The 19,118-nt window shown below is 51.1% G+C and carries 6 protein-coding genes; 4 read left to right on the forward strand and 2 right to left on the reverse strand.

Features of this window, described 5'->3' with window-relative positions; genetic code table 11:
* Positions 1 to 24: 24 nt before the first annotated feature.
* Positions 25 to 567 (reverse strand): hypothetical protein, encoded by a 543-nt coding sequence (locus EYR25_RS13625; protein ID WP_133180745.1) that lies wholly within the window; start codon positions 565 to 567, stop codon positions 25 to 27.
* Positions 568 to 836: 269 nt separating this feature from the next.
* Positions 837 to 1,835, reverse strand: a complete 999-nt coding sequence (locus EYR25_RS13630) for a 4'-phosphopantetheinyl transferase family protein (RefSeq protein WP_133180747.1) — start codon at positions 1,833 to 1,835, stop codon at positions 837 to 839.
* A gap of 379 nt (positions 1,836 to 2,214) precedes the next feature.
* Here EYR25_RS13630 and EYR25_RS13635 point away from each other — a divergent pair, with 379 nt between their 5' ends.
* The 4 genes from EYR25_RS13635 to EYR25_RS13650 all read left to right on the forward strand — a co-directional run bounded on the left by EYR25_RS13635 (position 2,215) and on the right by EYR25_RS13650 (position 19,002).
* A complete protein-coding gene (locus EYR25_RS13635) occupies positions 2,215 to 3,084 on the forward strand; it encodes a transcriptional regulator (protein WP_133180750.1) in 870 nt (289 codons plus the stop codon).
* Positions 3,081 to 10,688 carry a type I polyketide synthase gene (locus tag EYR25_RS13640; protein WP_133180752.1) on the forward strand — a complete coding sequence of 2,536 codons (7,608 nt, stop codon included), beginning with the start codon at positions 3,081 to 3,083 and terminating at the stop codon, positions 10,686 to 10,688. Before EYR25_RS13635 ends, EYR25_RS13640 begins: the two co-directional genes overlap by 4 nt.
* A 146-nt stretch (positions 10,689 to 10,834) precedes the next feature.
* A complete protein-coding gene (locus EYR25_RS13645; RefSeq protein WP_165953577.1) occupies positions 10,835 to 13,042 on the forward strand; it encodes a PfaB family protein in 2,208 nt (735 codons plus the stop codon).
* Positions 13,043 to 13,050: 8 nt separating this feature from the next.
* The gene (locus tag EYR25_RS13650; RefSeq protein WP_425057227.1) at positions 13,051 to 19,002 is read left to right on the forward strand and encodes a hotdog fold thioesterase; all 5,952 of its coding nucleotides are present in this window, start codon (positions 13,051 to 13,053) and stop codon (positions 19,000 to 19,002) included.
* The last annotated feature ends 116 nt before the right edge of the window (positions 19,003 to 19,118 follow it).

Genomic DNA, 19,118 nt, shown 5'->3' on the forward strand with positions numbered 1-19,118 from the left:
TAAGGCGTTAATCTAAAGCCCAAATTAGTTTGCCGATATTGTCGCTGGAGGAGTCGCTTTACACTCTAGCAGTAACTGCTGGAAATGCGCGCCTAAATCCTGCTGAGCAAATTTTTCAATGGCGAGAGCCATTTGCTTAAGGCTTTGCATGGCTTGCTCGACGCCCTGCTGTTCGATCAAACTTTTGGCATAGGCAGCCGCATCCGCACCCTTTTGCAACAGGCTTGCGACTTGATCGAAACTCACCTTTTGCTCCATCACCTTCTGTAAATCGTCGAGTAATTCCGCCACCTTAGCCGACTCCACTAAGGCGCCTTCGACGCTCACTAATTTACCGAGGGGGTCTTGGCTGAGTTTTTCGGCCACACAGGCCGACACAGTGCCCGCAGCCGCACTTTGGGCGACCACATCGAGTCCGCGGCTGCGGATTTGCTCAACCACTTGTTGTAGTTGGGGATCTTGAGCAAGCCATGCCTGCTCTAATTGCTGTTTTTCATCGCCACCAAAGTAGCCACAGCCACCGAGCAGTAGCAAAGTGGTGGTCGATAAAAGGCATTTGAATTTCATGATTAACAACCTTGTCAGTGAGTTCTCTGGCGTGACTATAGCGAGCTAGGTTTAATCCAAAATGAAATATGAGCGGAGGAATAACAAAATCAGTGAAAGGGCAAGAAACTGAATTTAAAGCACTAATTCAAAACACTAATTCAAAACACTAATTCCAAATACTAATTATAAGTACTCATTTAAAACACTCGTTGAAAGTGCTTTGAAAGGTTTGCGTAAAGCAGTGATTCAAGAACAAAGGCGACCTAAGCCTTAGTGCGAAGGCCACACTAGATAGCCGAGCACGCCGCCAGTAATGCAGTGATACTGGTCAGTTGCATCGAAATAGTCACCTTCGACAAGCTGTCATCCTGCACTAAGCTATCACCAAACACTAAACTGAGTCCAAAACGATATTCCTCATCAAGTCGGCCAAAGTAACTCTGCCAATGTTGGGCATGGGAGCTTGTGGCATCCTGTGCAGTTTCAGGTTCAATCAGCAACTTAATATTGGAATAAAGTGGAATACGCGACGGGAGTTGAAGATACGAACTGAGCATAGCTTGGCTCTGCGGAGCAAAGTTCCCTTGCTGCTTAAGTTCGACACTGTTACGGGGTTCGGCAGTTTGCTGCACGCCATCATCAACCGCCAGCAAACTGTTTGGTGCTAAGTCAAAGGCAAAGGATTTCAGCGACTGTGCTAAGCCCAAACCCGTTGCCTTGATGTAGGATTCCTTAAGAGCCCAAAGGTCAAAAAAGCGCTGCCGCTGCGCATCTTCACCTTCAAGGGCTAATAAGCTTTCGGCTTCAATCGGGGAAAAATAATGATTCAGGATCGGGTAAATATGAGTGCTGGCGCGGTAGCGCTCGATATCCACGCCCAAGCCTAAACGGGGCAACGTGGTGTTAGCGGTTGCGTCCGTGTCATCGTCTTGCGCCAAGGCAATCAACAACCAGTCGCCACTGTGGCTTAAGTTAAACTCAATGCCAGTGCTCAGAAACTGCTCATGGCTGAGGCCGGGTTTGCCCTTTTCACCGTATTCAAAACACCAGTCCTGCGGCGCAATCAGTCGTTGGGAGGAGCAAGGTGAAGATCCAGCGCGAGATTGCAGTCCTTGAGATAAGGCGCAGCGCAGCGCCGCTCGCACCAATAAACCGTTCATCTGCGCCTTGGGCGCCCGGTAACGCGCCACTTTTGCGCGCTCGTCCTCACTCAAGAGCGCCATACACGCATTCGTGCTAGCCACATCCATTTCGGTTAATGGAATAAAAAAAAGCTCAATATTCATTCATTTATCCCAACAATCCTTGAGTTTAGCGGCTGTACTATTCTACTTAGTTCTACTCGCCTGACGAGCAGTATCTTAATTTTTTTCTAATTCTATGAATTTAAATGACTCTTTAAACTTAAGTCCCGTGCTGAACAGGAGTTTAATGCCCTTGAACAGAATCATTTGAATATTAAAAAATCATTTCAAGTCCCATATGATTGTATCGAGCCGAAACCTCAGGTAATCTGCATCACCATTGTGCGTAACAAAACACATAGCTCACGGGTTTTAAGCCTAGATTAAGCATGAGTCAACACTCCGCTTTTGCAGGCAAGTTTAAGCAGTCCCGATAGATTATGTAGGATGAAAATAATAAAGATGGGACAGCACTAACAAGATGAGTTCTCGAAAAGTGGGTACTCAAGCCGCGGATCATGCTCAGGCCGACAAACCAAGCCCTGAGCACAAATCCGCCCCCAAAACGGCTAGGCACCGCAATGCCACCACCACGCCGGAGATGCGACACTTTATTCAGCAATCTGAATTAAGTGTGAGTCAGCTTGCCAAAATTTTAAATATTACCGAAGCGACCGTGCGTAAATGGCGCAAGCGCGAGTCTGTGAACGACAGCCCGAACACCCCGCATCACCTCAATACCACCCTCACGCCGATGGAAGAATACGTCGTGGTGGGACTGAGATATCAGCTCAAACTGCCGCTCGATAGACTACTTAAAGCAACGCAAACCTTTATCAATCCCAATGTGTCCCGCTCGGGGTTGGCCCGCTGCCTTAAGCGTTATGGGGTTTCGCGCCTCGATGAGTTCGATCAAGAGCTTGTGCCTAAACAGTATTTTAATCAATTACCTATCAGCCAAGGCAGCGATGTTCAGACCTACACGGTCAACTCCGAAACCTTGGCCAAGGCGCTTGCCCTGCCAAGTACCGATGGCGATACCGTAGTACAAGTGGTGTCACTCACCCTGCCGCCGCAATTGACCGAGGCCGAACCTAAATCGGTACTCCTTGGCATAGATAGCAAGGCGGATTGGATTTATATCGATATTTATCAAGACAGTAACACCCAAGCGGCCAATCGCTACATCGCCTATGTGCTGAAGGATGGGCCGTTTCATCTGCGTAAATTGCTGGTACGCAACTACCACACTTTTTTAGCCCGCTTTCCTGGCGTACAAACCCCAAAAGCCATCGCTAAATCCCTTAATAAGGCAACGGCCAAACGCTTTGCCAGTGGAGACTCGTTATGAGCCATACCCCTTCACAGCCTCAATTATCAACCGATGAAAAAGCCGATAAGAGACTGAATAAACGCTTAAAAGATATGCCAATTGCCATCGTTGGCATGGCGAGTATCTTTGCTAACTCCCGCTATTTAAATAAGTTTTGGGATTTAATTTGCGACAAGATTGATGCCATTACCGACGTACCCGAATCCCACTGGTCGATTGATGACTATTATGATGCGGACAAGTCCAAGGCCGATAAGAGCTACTGCAAACGCGGCGGGTTTATGCCAGAGGTTGACTTCAATCCGATGGAGTTTGGTCTGCCACCCAATATTTTGGAACTCACCGATAGTTCACAATTACTCTCATTGGTCGTCGCCAAGGAAGTCCTACAGGATGCCAATTTGCCAGACGATTACGACCGTGACCGCATCGGCATTACCCTAGGGATTGGCGGTGGCCAAAAGTTAAGTCATAGCCTCAACGCGCGCCTGCAATATCCAGTGCTGAAAAAAGTATTTAAAAGTAGTGGCCTGAGCGATGAAGATAGCGAGCTGCTGATCAAAAAATTCCAAGATCAATATGTCCACTGGGAAGAAAACTCCTTCCCCGGCTCTCTCGGTAACGTGATTGCCGGACGCATCGCCAACCGTTTCGATTTAGGCGGAATGAACTGCGTCGTCGATGCCGCCTGCGCAGGTTCGCTTGCCGCCATGCGTATGGCGCTGACCGAACTGACCGAAGGTCGCAGCGATATGATGATTACCGGCGGTGTCTGTACCGACAACTCGCCCTACATGTATATGAGTTTCTCAAAGACGCCGGCTTTTACCACCAACGAACAGATTCAACCCTTCGATATCGATTCTAAGGGCATGATGATTGGTGAAGGGATCGGCATGGTCGCCTTAAAACGCCTCGACGATGCCGAGCGCGATGGCGACCGTATCTATGCGGTAATCAAAGGCGTTGGCGCCTCATCTGACGGTAAATTTAAGAGCATTTATGCACCGCGTCCCGAAGGCCAAGCCAAGGCATTAGAGCGCGCCTATGATGACGCAGGCTTTGCGCCGCACACCGTTGGCTTGATTGAGGCCCACGGCACAGGCACAGCCGCAGGCGATGTGGCCGAATTCAATGGCTTAACCTCAGTATTCTCTAAGGATAATGAGCAGTTACAGCATATCGCTTTAGGTTCAGTTAAATCTCAGGTCGGTCATACTAAGTCCACCGCGGGCACGGCGGGTGTAATTAAGGCAGCATTGGCACTGCACCATAAAGTCTTGCCACCAACGATTAACGTCAGTCAGCCTAATCCTAAATTAAACATTGCCCGCTCGCCCTTTTATCTCAATACCGAGGCACGCCCTTGGATCCAACGCAGTGACGATACGCCGCGCCGCGCAGGGATCAGCTCCTTCGGTTTTGGGGGCACTAACTTCCATTTAGTGCTCGAAGAATATCACCCCGAGCACGCGCGCGATGAGGCCTATCGCCAACGCAGCGTGGCACAAAGCTGGCTGTTTGCCGCCGCAGACAAAACCGCGCTGCTTGCCGAGTTAAAAACCGCGCTACAGCAAGCAACTGCCGCCAAGGCAGATCTGTCTGAGGCGCATTTTGTTGCCTTTGCAAAAGCCTACGTCCTGCGTGAACTCCCCCCGCAATCGGCCCGTCTTGGTTTTATCGCCAAGGATTATGCCCAGTTACAGACTCTGTTAACCCAAGCGATAGCGCAGCTAGAATCCAATAGCGCCGAGAGCTGGCAATTACCTTCTGGGATCAGCTACCGCGCCAAGGCCTTAGTCAATGAGCAAACCAAGATCGCCGCACTATTTGCAGGCCAAGGCTCGCAGTACCTGAATATGGGACTGGAAATTGCCAACAACTTCCCCGAGCTTCGCCGCCATATCCACGCCAGCGATAAAGTGTTTAGCGACCGTGGTGAGGTTGCGCTTTCAAGCGTGCTGTACCCTATCCCCGCCTTCGATGATGAATCGAGAAAAGCGCAGGAAAGTGCGTTAACCAATACCCTTTATGCCCAAAGCGCCATCGGCGCGCTTTCAATGGCACAGTACGCCCTATTTACTCAGGCAGGTTTCGCCCCAGATATGCTCGCAGGCCATAGTTTTGGTGAACTCTCGGCTATGTGCGCCGCTGGCGTGATCTCAATGGATGACTACATCAAGCTTGCCTTTGAACGTGGACAGGCGATGGCGCAGTCACCACAAGATGCCAACTCAAGTCGTGATGCTGGCGTCATGTATGCTGTTATTCTTAAGCAAAAACAGGATATTGAGGCTATCAACGGTTGCCTTGCGCAGTTTGAAGGCGTCAAAGTTGCCAACTACAACTCACCCACTCAGCTGGTGATTGCAGGCGCTAGTGCCGCCACCCAACAGGCGGCTAAGGCCATTAGCGAGTTAGGCTTTAAGGCGATTACCCTACCCGTTTCCGGCGCCTTCCACACGCCATTGGTTGCCCATGCGCAAAAGCCCTTTAGCCAAGCCATTGATAAGGCTCAGTTCAACACGCCAAAGATTGCCCTTTATGCCAATGGCACAGGCGAGCTGCATCCCACCGATGCTAATGCCATCAAAGCGGCCTTTAAAGATCATATGTTGCAATCGGTGCACTTTAGCGAGCAGTTAGAAGCCATGTATGCCGCTGGCGCACGGGTGTTTGTCGAGTTCGGTCCGAAAAACATTCTGCAAAAGTTGACAGAAAATACCCTAGCCGCGCAGTTACAAGAGCTTTGCCTTATAAGTATTAACCCCAATCCTAAAGCCGACTCCGACAGCCAACTGCGCAGCGCTGCAGTGCAACTGGCGGTTGCTGGGGTGAAACTGGGTGAAATAGACCCTTATCAAGCCGAATTGATTGCGCCTGCAACGCCTTCGGCGATGAATATCAAGCTCAATGCGACTAACTACATCAGCCCAGCGACCCGCAACAAAATGGTCGATTCGCTGCAATCGGGCAAAATTACCAGCCAAGTGCAGTATGTGGATCGCCTCGTTGAGAAAGTGGTTGAAAAAGTCGTTGAAAAACCCGTGATTGTCGAAAAAACTCTAGAAAAGGTTGTCGAAGTGGAAAAGCCAGTGGCACAAAATAGCAATACTATTCAACAGCAAACGCCTGCACAGCCAACCAACTTTACCGCTGGACAGGCGACTCAAGATGCCCTGAGCGCCTTTTTTGCCGCCCAAACCCAGGCCGCGCAATTACATCAACAATTTTTAGCGATCCCGCAGCAATACGGCGATACCGTCAGTGCTCTGATGGCAGAACAAGCCAAAATGGCAAGCCTTGGCATCGCTATTCCAGAGAGTCTACAACGCTCGATGGAGCTGTTCCACCAGCATCAGGCACAAACCCTAAAGAGCCATGCTGAATTTATGCAATTGCAAACCAGCAGTAGCCAAGCAGCATTAGCCCTGCTCGGACAAATACCAGCGCTTCAGGTTCAAGCCCCCATTCAAGCCGCGGCACCAATGGCGGTGACAAAGCCTGTCGTTCCAGCGCAGGCGCCCGTGGTTCAAGCATTGCCCGTAGAGCCAAAAGCGACTATTCCGCCTGTGAATGAGCCCCAAATTCAGCAACCTCAAGTTGCCCAGCCGCCATTAGCGCAACCACAAGTGCAAACTGTGGCGACAGCAACCCGCGTGCTTTCCGAGAAGTCAGTAGTGCAACAAATTGAGACCGCCATGCTTGCAGTAGTTGCCGATAAAACTGGCTATCCCGTTGAAATGCTGGAACTTAGCATGGATATGGAAGCCGACCTTGGTATCGACTCCATTAAGCGCGTGGAAATTCTAGGCACAGTACAAGATCAATTGCCAAACCTGCCAGAACTGAGCCCTGAAGATCTCGCCGAGTGCCGCACCCTAGGGGAAATTGTGGCGCTCTTTAGCCAAGCGACTCCTGTAACCGCAGCGGCCACAGTTAGCCATGCGACACAAAATGCAGTACACGCTAGTCCAGTAGCTGCAAGCCCAGCGGTTTCTAATGATGCAATTGAACGCACTATGATGGCGGTGGTGGCCGATAAGACCGGCTATCCCGTTGAAATGCTGGAACTCAGCATGGATATGGAAGCCGACCTTGGTATTGATTCTATCAAGCGCGTGGAAATTCTAGGCACTGTGCAAGATGAATTACCGAACCTGCCAGAACTTAGCCCGGAAGATCTCGCCGAGTGTCGCACCCTAGGCGAAATTGTGACGCTCTTTAGCCAAGCAATTCCTGTAGTATCAACAGCCGTAACAGCTGCCGCCACAGTTAGTCCTGCAATACAAAGTGCAGTCGCTGCAAGTGCGGCGGTTTCAAATGATGAAATTGAGCGCACTATGATGGAGGTCGTCGCCGATAAGACTGGCTATCCCGTTGAAATGCTGGAGCTCAGTATGGATATGGAAGCCGACCTTGGTATCGACTCCATTAAGCGCGTGGAAATTCTAGGCACAGTACAAGATCAATTGCCAAACCTGCCAGAACTGAGCCCTGAAGATCTCGCCGAGTGCCGCACCCTAGGGGAAATTGTGGCGCTCTTTAGCCAAGCAACACCTATAGTATCGACAGCCGTAACAGCTACGGCCACAGTGAGCCATGCAATACAAAGTGCAGTAGCCACAAGCTCGGCGGTAGCTGTAAGCACAGCCGTATCCGATGGCGAGATTGAGCGCACTATGATGGCGGTGGTTGCCGATAAAACGGGTTATCCCGTTGAAATGCTGGAACTGAGCATGGATATGGAAGCAGACCTTGGTATCGATTCTATTAAACGCGTGGAAATTCTAGGCACGGTACAAGATCAACTGCCAAACCTGCCAGAACTCAGCCCTGAAGATTTAGCCGAGTGCCGCACCCTAGGTGAAATTGTCGCCCTCTATGCTGGTTCGCAATCAGCAAGTGAGGAGCAACAGCAAAACCATGCAGCGCCAATTCAAGAGGCAAGTGCAGAAACCGTCGAGGACACCATCGACCTGCCGCCCCATAGTGAGGTGATGCTAAAAAAGTTGCCAGCGGCGGCTGAGTTAGCGCGCATCATAGCAACTAGCGATGTTCAACTGACGGCAAACAGTTACGTCGTTATCGGCGACGATGGCCACAACGCGGGGGTGATTGCCGAAAAGCTTCACGCCCAAGGGGTTAAGGTTGCGGTTGTACGCTCACCCAAAACAGTTGTGACCAGCGCATCGCCACTCGATAGCCATATTGCCAGCTTCACGCTGGAGGCGATTGATGATGAAAGCATTTGTGAGGTCATCAATCAGATTGAAGCGCTTGGCCAAATCGCTGGCTTTATTCATCTGCAGCCACAGCATAAGTCCGTTGCCGATAAAGGTGCAGGCTTAGTGCTGGCAGACGAAGCCAAAGCCTCGGTCGAGCAAGCCTTCTTGTTCGCCAAACACTTACAACCACTTTTAACTGAACGTGACTATTGCCGCTTTGTCACTGTTAGCCGTATCGACGGTGGCTTTGGCTATATCGGCATGGACGAGTCGGCAGGCGCTCTTATTAGCCAGAGTGAACTCAACCAAGCGGCGCTCTCTGGCCTCACTAAAACCTTAAATCACGAGTGGCCGGGAGTGGTCTGCCGCGCACTGGATATCGCGCCAAACTTGGACGCTAAAACGGTCGCCAATGCGGTAGTGCAGGAATACTACCTCCAAGATGCGCCAGTCGAAGTCGGTATTGATAGCGAGCTTGAGCGCACCACCTTAGTTGCAGGCAATGCTGTGCTTCGCCGCAGTGGCGCCTCTCTCTCGTCTGCGGACAAAATCCTCGTCACAGGCGGCGCTAAGGGTGTTACCTTCGAGTGCGCCTTAAGTTTAGCGAAACGCTGCAAGGCACATTTTATCCTCGTGGGTCGTAGCGCCCATCAGGGGATACCCGCTTGGGCTCTGGGTAAAAATCGCAACGAACTCAAAGCCGCTGCCATCGCACATCTGCAAAGCCTGGGTGATAAACCCACACCCAAACAAGTGGATGCCTTAGTTTGGCCAGTACAAAGCAGCCTTGAAATCAGCCATGCCTTGCAAGCCTTTGAAGCGGTGGGCGCCAGCGCCGAATACTTAAGCCTGGATGTTAACGATCCTGCTGCCATTGCCAGCATTATTGCACCTATCAGCGCCCTATCGCCCATCACGGGTATTATCCACGGCGCGGGTGTACTTGCCGATAAACATATTCAAGACAAAACCTTAAGCGAACTTGAGCGGGTTTATGGCACTAAGGTGACCGGACTTAACAATCTGCTATCGGCACTGGATCTTAGCCAGTTAACGCTTATCGCCCTGTTCTCTTCGGCGGCGGGTTTTTACGGCAATGCCGGCCAGAGCGACTACGCCATGTCTAACGACATTCTCAATAAGGCTGCGCTGCAAATTGCGCAGCAATTGCCACAAGCCAAGGTGATGAGCTTCGATTGGGGTCCTTGGGATGGCGGCATGGTCAATCCAGCACTGAAGAAAATGTTTATCGACCGTGGAGTTTATGTCATTCCACTCAAAGCGGGTGCCGAGTTATTTGCCAGCCAATTATTGAGTGATACAGGGGCGCAGCTGTTGATCGGAACCGATATGCAGGGCAATACCGCTAATACTGTTGAAGCTGCATCAGCAAAAAAGCCTGAAGCGGATCTAACCACGGCGTTAGATCCGCAGCCTATGGCCCAAACGTTGTCGCAGAGTATTCGCATCATGCGCAGCCTCGACCCTAAACGCATGAGTTTTATTGAGGATCATTGCATTAATGGTCATGCGGTGTTGCCAACGGTGTGCGCCATTGATTGGATGCGTGAGGCTGCCAAGGCCCATTTAGGTAAGGCGGTGAGTGTCAGCGATTATCGACTGCTCAAGGGGATTATCTTCGATGAGGCGCTGCTTGCACGCAATGCGCCTATTGAGCTCGAATTGATGCTGACGCCGCTTGCTAACACAACACAGCAATCGACTGAGGTGTTAGCCGCGTTGATAAGCTTTGAAGGTCGCCCGCAGTATCAGGCGGTGTTAGTGGCGCAGACGGATGATATGCCAGACGCGCAGCGTTTCGAGGTTGGCGAGTTGCATTCTCTGATGCAGGAGATGCCACAGCAACCCGCTATTGCGAATCGAGAGTCGCTCTACAGTGATGGCACACTGTTCCATGGTCCAAGGCTGCAAGGCATAAGCGAAGTGCTCGCCTTTGATGACCAGCAGCTCATCGCTAAGGTAGCACTGCCAGCGGTGGCATTAGTTGACTGCGGCGAGTTTGCGCCAAATCTTGAGGATAAAGGCACACAACCCTTTGCCGAAGATCTGTTATTGCAGGCCATGCTCGTGTGGGCACGCCTTAAATATCAAGCGGCAAGCTTACCCAGTGCCATTGGCGAGTTTGTGTCCTATTCGCCCTTAGGTTTTGGTGAGAAGGCGGTATTAGTGCTAGATGTGCTCAAACATTCGTCCCGAACACTTGAAGCCAATATTGCGCTTTATCATCAAGATGGCCGATTAAGCTGCGAGATGAAGCGAGCAAAAGTCACGATCAGCAAGACGCTTAACCAAGCGTTTTTGGCCAATAAACCTCAGCAACAAACGATAGTGCAGGCAGCAGTCCAAAGCACGGCCGAGGTAAGTGTTAAGTGACACTCGACCCAAGCGCAAATGCCGCATTAAGCAATGCGGCACTAAACACTCCGCATCCCAATGCCAAGCCACTGCGAATAGCAGTATGGCTTGGTGATGAGTGGCTTAACAATGCACAAACCAATGTCAGCAAGCTGCAGCAGTTGATGGCTTGTCGAATTCAGCTCAATGTGGAAGATAAGCCACTAATTAATGAGCTATCTGATGAGCCAACACTGGTCGCCTTGCTCACAGAGCAGCTCGCCCATATTGCGCAAAAACAACTTGTTGAAATTCGCTTTGAATATCAACAGCAAGTTCGTAGTCTGTATCTGCTTGATGGACTGCTTGCCGCGCAGTTACACCTGCATGCCGAGGCTTATATTTCAGCATTAGCGCAAATCCAAGCTGAAACAGCTGAAGAAACAAATACTATCAATACAAATACAGTCGAGCGCTGCTTAAATAGCGCTTTTACCTTGGCGAAACGCGATTGTGCTCAGGCGGTTAATGGCTACGCGCAGGCAAGCAATCTTGCCAGTCAGTTGAATGTATTAGCTCAAGCGGTTGAGGCATTAAGTCATCGCAGCCTCAAAGGTATTGCCCCAATGCTTGATGCGACTGATGCAGCACAACTGGCTGAACAGCACGCTAAACCGCACGCTGAAAAACCCGTAAAAACCGCGGAGCTAGGCTATTGGTTTACAAAGCCCCATCAGGCAAGGGTGTTAAGCCTAAATCTCTTTGGTAAAGCCCCTCAAGCGAGCACCGCCCAAAGCCTTATCTTGACCCAAGGCACTCGGCTTATCCCTCAGCCGTTGCTCAATGCCAACAGACTGTTTATTCCCATCAGCGGCAATACACTTGAGTCTTTAACGGTACAGTTATCACAACTGATTGATTCATTAGATTTATCGGCAAACTTTCCCGATACAGATTGGCTTTGCAGCCAAGGCCGTGATTGGTTTAAGCGCTATCAAGCAAAGGATGAATTGGCTTTAGTACTGATGGCGGACTCCCTTGAGGAGTTAATGCAAGAAGCTAAGGCGATGCGCGCTTATATTGAAAAGACGCAACAGACTCCTGCGCCAACTCCAGCCCAAACGCCAGCGACCAATCTAGTCTTTAAGACCCCGGCGGGCAGTTATTTTGCGGCCTCGCCCCTTGGTGATAAAGGCTTAACCTTTGTCTATCCTGGCGTCGGTACGGTTTACCCGAATATGTTCAGCGACTTACATGGCTATTTCCCTGAGCTTTATCGCGAGCTTGAACGCGAAGGGGATTTACCCGCCATGCTGCAGGCCGAGGCGATTTACCAAGGCGCTGCTTATGCGAAAACTGCAATTAATGTAAGCGTAAAAGACGCGGCAGACATGAGCTTAAGCCAGCTTGCGATTAGCGGTGTTGGCGCCAGTTACCTTTTTAGTCGGCTGTTGACTCGAGTCTTTAATATCCAACCACAACTCGCTCTGGGCTATTCCATGGGCGAAGCGGCCATGTGGGCAAGTTTGGATATCTGGCAAACGCCACATGCCCTGATTCACGCCACCCAAAACAGCGCCATCTTCAATCTGGAGATTTCAGGCCCACTGCTTGCGGTGCGCCGTGATTGGCAATTGAGTGAAGATGCTCCGCTGGTGTGGAACAGCTTTTTAGTGCGCGCCTCTCGCGCCGAAATTAATGCCCTGCTGACTGATTTTCCACGGGTTTATCTAGCTATCGAACAGGGTGATACCTGTATTCTCGCGGGCTGCGAAGCAAGCTGCTTACAACTCCTTAAAAGGCTGAATAAGCGTGGCATTGCCAGCAATAAAGTCACCGCCATGCATACTCCGCCCTCGCAGTCACAGCACAGTGCTATCCAAGGGTTTTATACCTTGGGCATAAAGGCGAATGCCTGCGAGACTCAGGTGCGTTTCATTAGCGCGGCGCAGCAAAGTACAGTCAGCATCGACAGCCAAAGCATTGCCAAGAGTATTGCCGATACTTTTTGTGCGCCGCTGAATTTTACCCCGCTGATTAACACCGCGTATCAACAAGGTGCGCGCTTATTTGTTGAGGTGGGCGCCGATCGGCAAACCAGCACACTTATCGATAAAATCGGTCGCCAACTGGAGTTGGGTGCCGATGGCGTTCAAACACAGGAACAACCGATATTAGCCATGGCATGCAATGCCAAGGGCTGCGATACGATCACCAGTTTACTCAAATGCTTAGCTCAACTTATCAGCCATAGAGTGCCACTCTCCCTTGCGCCGCTAATGCCTCAATCGGCAGATAAGGCTACAGCGAAAACGATAGTGCCACATTCTGTCAGCACCAGCGCATTAGGCGGCCATTATTCAAACGTATTCCAAGAAGGAGAACCCCTTTGAGTTCTCAAATGCATGCTCACCCTACTCTGCAAGACGGCACCGCAGTGCCAAACGACCAGCGCCAAAGCTCAAAGGCGATGCCAAAGATCGCCATCGTCGGCCTTGCCGTTCAGTATCCCGATGCCGACACACCTGAGCAGTTTTGGCAAAATCTGCTGGATAAAAAAGATTCACGCAGCCAAATTGATGCGGCCAAACTCAATGCCAATCCAGCGGATTACCAAGGGATTCAAGGCCAAGCCGACCGTTTTTATTGCGATAAGGGCGGCTATATCCGCAACTTTCATTTTGACCCACAGGGTTATCAGTTGCCGCCGACGGCCTTTGACGGGCTCGATGAAAGCTTTTTATGGGCATTAGATTGCAGTAAAAAGGCCCTGCTGGATGCGGGCGTAGATTTAACGGCGCCATTGCTTGAACGCACAGGGATAGTGATGGGCACGCTGTCGTTCCCGACCGCAAGCTCCAATGATCTGTTTTTACCGATTTACCATCAAGCGGTTGAAAAGGCATTAAAAACCAAGCTTAATCAACCCGAATTTTCTCTAGAACCCTTCGCCAATGCGTCAATTGCGGACACACAACTGGCAGCCAATGGTGCCATTGCCCATACCGCGTCTAAATTGTTAAGCGATGCCCTCGGCCTTGGCGGTGCACAGCTCAGCCTCGATGCCGCCTGCGCCAGTTCTGTCTATGCCCTCAAATTGGCCTGCGATTATTTAACTACGGGCAAGGCCGACATGATGCTCGCGGGCGCGGTATCGGGCGCCGATCCCTTCTTTATCAATATGGGATTCTCGATTTTCCACGCCTATCCAGACCATGGGATTTCGGCGCCTTTCGATAGCAATAGCAAAGGCTTATTCGCAGGCGAAGGCGCAGGCGTATTAGTGCTTAAGCGTTTAGAGGATGCCGAGCGCGATGGCGATAATATCTATGCTGTGGTCAGTGGTATTGGCTTATCGAACGATGGCAAGGGCCAATTTGTCTTAAGCCCCAACAGTAAGGGCCAAGTGCAAGCCTTCGAGCGCGCCTATGCCGCCGCCAACACCCACCCGAGCAATATCGAAGTGATTGAATGCCATGCCACTGGCACACCGCTGGGGGATAAGGTTGAGCTCACTTCGATGGAGCGTTTTTTCGAAGATAAACTCGGCGGCACTCAGGCGCCGCTGATAGGTTCGGCTAAATCCAACCTTGGGCATTTACTCACTGCTGCTGGCATGCCTGGGATCATGAAAATGATCTTCGCCATGCGCTCAGGGCAACTGCCGGCGAGTATCAACCTTAAGGCGCCGATATCATCGCCTAAGGGATTGTTTAGCGGTAATAATATCCCTACTCAGTTGCAGGCTTGGCCCGATAAAGCAGGCAATGATCGTCGCCATGCAGGGGTGTCTGTATTTGGTTTTGGCGGCTGCAATGCCCATCTGTTGTTGGAATCCTATCAGCCGACAGCGCACAGCGCCGAGAAGCAAGCCAACAAACCAGTTTATCAGCAGCAAGCATTAACCGTTATCGGCATGGCGTCGCATTTTGGGCCTTTAGCCTCTATCAATGCGTTGAATAAGGCGCTATTAGCCCAAACAGATGCCTTTATCCCACTGCCGCCTAACCGCTGGAAAGGCTTAGATAAACATCCCGATATCTTGCAGCAATTTGGCCTAAATCGCGCGCCCAAAGGCGCCTATATCGAGCAGTTTGACTTCGACTTTTTGCGCTTTAAAGTGCCGCCCAATGAGGATGACAGACTTATCTCCCAGCAGCTTTTGCTGATCAAAGTCGCCGATGAGGCGATTCGCGATGCCAAGTTAACCGCTGGCAGCAAGGTCGCCGTGTTAGTGGCGATGGAAACCGAGCTTGAACTGCACCAATTCCGTGGCCGCGTGAATTTGCATACCCAACTGGCGGATAGCTTAAAGAAACAAGGCGTTCACCTCTCCAATGATGAATACCTCGCCCTCGAAGCCATCGCCATGGACAGCGTGCTCGATGCCGCCAAGCTCAATCAATACACCAGCTTTATTGGCAATATTATGGCGTCGCGCATCGCCTCGCTGTGGGACTTTAACGGCCCAGCCTTTACCATTTCAGCCGCCGAGCAATCGGTCGCCCGCTGTATCGATGTGGCGCAAAACCTGCTGTCCCAAGAGGTCCTCGATGGCGTAGTGATTGCCGCTGTGGATTTAAGCGGCAGTGTTGAACAGGTGATATTGAAAAATGCTCAAATCGCCGTTGATCTCGATGCTAACAGCGCGAATCCACAATGGAAGGTGGGTGAAGGCGCGGGCGCTATCGTGCTGACCAGCCAGCAAGCGAGCAAGAGTGTTCAAATGGGTTACGGGAACATTCTAGGTCAAGCATTTGGCACAAATCATCAGCTGCCCAAGCTGTTAGATTCGCTGATAACCGAAACAGCTAATGCCAATCCTTCAGAGCCCTCTGCCATCCATATGGTTGAGCAATGTATTTCCCCAGAGGAGCGACTGCCCGCAGAGCAGCTATTAGCGCAGCTTAATCTGATAGGGGCGCCATGCCACCGAGTCGCCAATACCCTTGGACATAACTTTGCCGCTGCGGGTATGGCCAGTCTTCTGAGTGCCCTGTTGAGCCTAAAGAATGGGTCTGCGGGTTCAGATAAAAACGCCGCTAAACAGGCATTAGTCTCCACCCAAAGCCAAGGCGTGAACTCGCTGCTGCTGTTAAGTCAGACTGCAACGCAGGCGGCGCAACTAGAACAGCGCCTTGAGCAAGATTTAACCTTGAGTGAGCAAAAGCATTTAATCAAACCAGTGACGCTCGGTGGCCGCGATATCTATCAACATATTGTGGATACGCCACTGCCAGCACTTGTCGCCATCCAAGGCAAAATGCGCCAGTTGCAGCCTTTAGGCCAACAGGCAACACAAACTAAGCCCACAGAACAAGCAGCACTTTATATCAGGGCAGAAAACGTCACCCCATTTGCCACACCAATAGCAGTAGAGAGCGGTATGTCATCTAACGCACCACACCAATATTCGGCGGCACCCTTGGCGCAGGATAGGGCGTCGCAGGATAGCGCGGCACTGTTACAAAACCAGCAACTGTTGCAAAACCAGCAATTGGCCCGCGAGGCGCACTTAGCCTTTTTACAGAGCCGTGAGCAAGGGCTCAAACTGGCCGATGCGCTGTTAAAAGCGCAATTGTCCCAGACGACACAAATAGGGGCTGTTACACCCCATGTTGCCCCCAGCACAAATGTCGCTCCCACGGCGCAGCAAGCTGTATCAGGCCCAGAATTAAAACCAGAGTTAAAACCTAATCACGCGAATGTCGCTCCCTACACACCACCCGTTCCTGCGGATAAGCCCTGCATTTGGAACTATCAGGATCTGGTGGAATATGCCGAGGGTGACATTGCCAAGGTCTTTGGTGCCGATTACGCCATTATCGATAGCTACGCACGCCGGGTGCGCCTGCCAACCTCGGATTATCTGCTGGTCTCGCGGGTGACTAAGCTCAACGCGCAAATGAACCGCTATCAGCCGAGCACTATGACCACAGAATACGATATTCCTGTGGATGCGCCCTTTTTGGTCGATGGCCAAATTCCTTGGGCGGTGGCGGTCGAATCGGGCCAGTGCGACTTAATGCTGATCAGCTATTTAGGTATCGATTTTGAAAACAAAGGCGAGCGCGTCTATCGTTTGCTCGACTGCACCCTCACCTTCCTTGGGGATCTGCCCCGCGGTGGCGACACCCTGCGCTACGATATCTCCATCAACCACTTTGCCCGCAATGGCGATACCCTGCTATTTTTCTTCTCCTACGAATGCTTCGTGGGCGATAAGCTGATCCTAAAAATGGACGGCGGCTGCGCGGGATTCTTTACCGATAAAGAACTGGCCGATGGCAAAGGGGTGATCCGCACCGAGGCCGAAATTAAGCTACGCGAGCAGGCACAAATTGCACTGGCCAATGAATATGCCCGAAACGGCAATAAGCCACGCTTCACACCACTACTTAACTGCGCGCAAACGGCCTTTAGCTACGGCCAAATCCATCGTCTATTGAGCGCCGACATTGGTGGCTGTTTCGGCGGCGAACATGCGGCGCATCAGGCAAAGTTTGGCCTCCAGCCTTCACTGTGCTTCGCCTCGGAAAAATTCCTGATGATCGAGCAAGTCAGCAAGCTCGAAGTGCATGGCGGCGCTTGGGGCTTAGGCTTGATTGAAGGTCACAAACAATTAGCCCCTGATCATTGGTATTTCCCCTGCCATTTCAAGGGCGACCAAGTGATGGCCGGCTCCCTCATGGCCGAAGGTTGTGGCCAGTTACTGCAATTCTTTATGCTGCATATTGGTATGCACCTAGGTGTCACAAACGGTCGTTTCCAACCCCTTGAAAACGCATCGCAAAAAGTGCGCTGCCGCGGTCAGGTGTTGCCACAATTTGGCACGCTCACCTATCGTATGGAAGTCACCGAAATTGGCATGAGCCCTCGCCCCTATGCCAAGGCGAATATCGATATCCTGCTCAATGGCAAAGTGGTGGTGGATTTCCAAAACCTCGGGGTGATGATTAAAGAAGAATCGGATTGCACCCGCTATTCGCAGAGTCATTATTCGCAAAGCCATTCTTCACAAGGCAGCTCTTCGCAAAGCAGTTCTTCACAGAAGAATACTCACCAAGCAGCAAATATCGACAACCAAGCGGAACAAGCGCCGCTGATGGCGCAAATCCCAGATGTTGCCGCTCCCTTGAATAAAGGCGTTGTACCGCTTAAACATGTGAGTGCGCCGATTGCGCCAGCAGGCTCTAAGTACGCCAACCGCGTGCCCGACACCCTGCCGTTTACGCCTTACCATTTGTTTGAATTTGCCACCGGCGATATTGAAAACTGCTTCGGCCCCGATTTTAGTATTTACCGTGGTTTAATCCCGCCGCGCACGCCTTGTGGCGATCTGCAACTCACCACCCGCGTGGTGGCCATTGAGGGCAAGCGTGGCGAGCTGAAAAAGCCATCCTCCTGTATTGCCGAGTATGAAGTGCCCAGCAACGCTTGGTATTACGCTAAAAACAGCCATCATGCCGTGATGCCTTACTCTGTGTTGATGGAAATCTCATTGCAGCCCAATGGCTTTATCTCGGGTTATATGGGCACGACCTTAGGATTCCCGGGGCAGGAGTTATTCTTCCGCAACCTCGACGGCAGTGGCAAGTTACTGCGCGAAGTGGATTTACGCGGTAAGACCATAGTCAACGATTCGCGCCTGCTATCCACCGTGATAGCTGGCAGCAATATCATTCAAAACTTTAGCTTTGAACTGAGCTGCGATGGCGAGCCCTTCTACCGTGGCAATGCGGTTTTCGGTTACTTTAAGGCCGATGCGCTTAAAAACCAGTTGGGTATCGACAATGGTAAAATCACCCAAGCTTGGCACCTTGAGCGCGGTATAAAAGCCGACAGCCAAATCAATCTGTTAGATAAAAACGGCCGCAGTTTTGTAGCGCCGCATGGCAAGCCACACTACCGCCTCGCGGGTGGTCAGTTGAACTTTATCGATAAGGCCGAAATTGTAAAAACTGGCGGTAAGAAGGGACTGGGATACTTGTACGCCGAGCGCACTATTGACCCGAGCGATTGGTTCTTCCAGTTCCATTTCCATCAGGATCCAGTGATGCCAGGCTCCCTCGGCGTCGAGGCGATTATCGAATTACTGCAAACCTATGCCATAGACCAAGACCTAGGCGCAGACTTTAATAATCCGAAATTTGGCCAGATCCTGTCAGAAATTAAATGGAAGTACCGCGGTCAAATTAATCCATTAAACAAACAGATGTCGCTGGATGTGCATATCACCAGCATTGAAGATAAAGACGGTAAACGCATCATCAAGGGCGATGCCAACCTAAGTAAGGATGGCCTGCGCATTTATGAGGTAACCGATATCGCTATCTGCATCGAAGAGGCATAGCGCTAGCGCCAAAATTGCAGCATTAACCACAGTTAGCTTAAGAGCAGTTAGCTTAAAAACAGCACACAACTGCCGCAGTGCAAGGGAATAACCTCACTGCGGCAAACAAATTCAGG

This window comes from Shewanella decolorationis (assembly GCF_004354305.1).
Lineage (GTDB): Bacteria > Pseudomonadota > Gammaproteobacteria > Enterobacterales > Shewanellaceae > Shewanella > Shewanella decolorationis.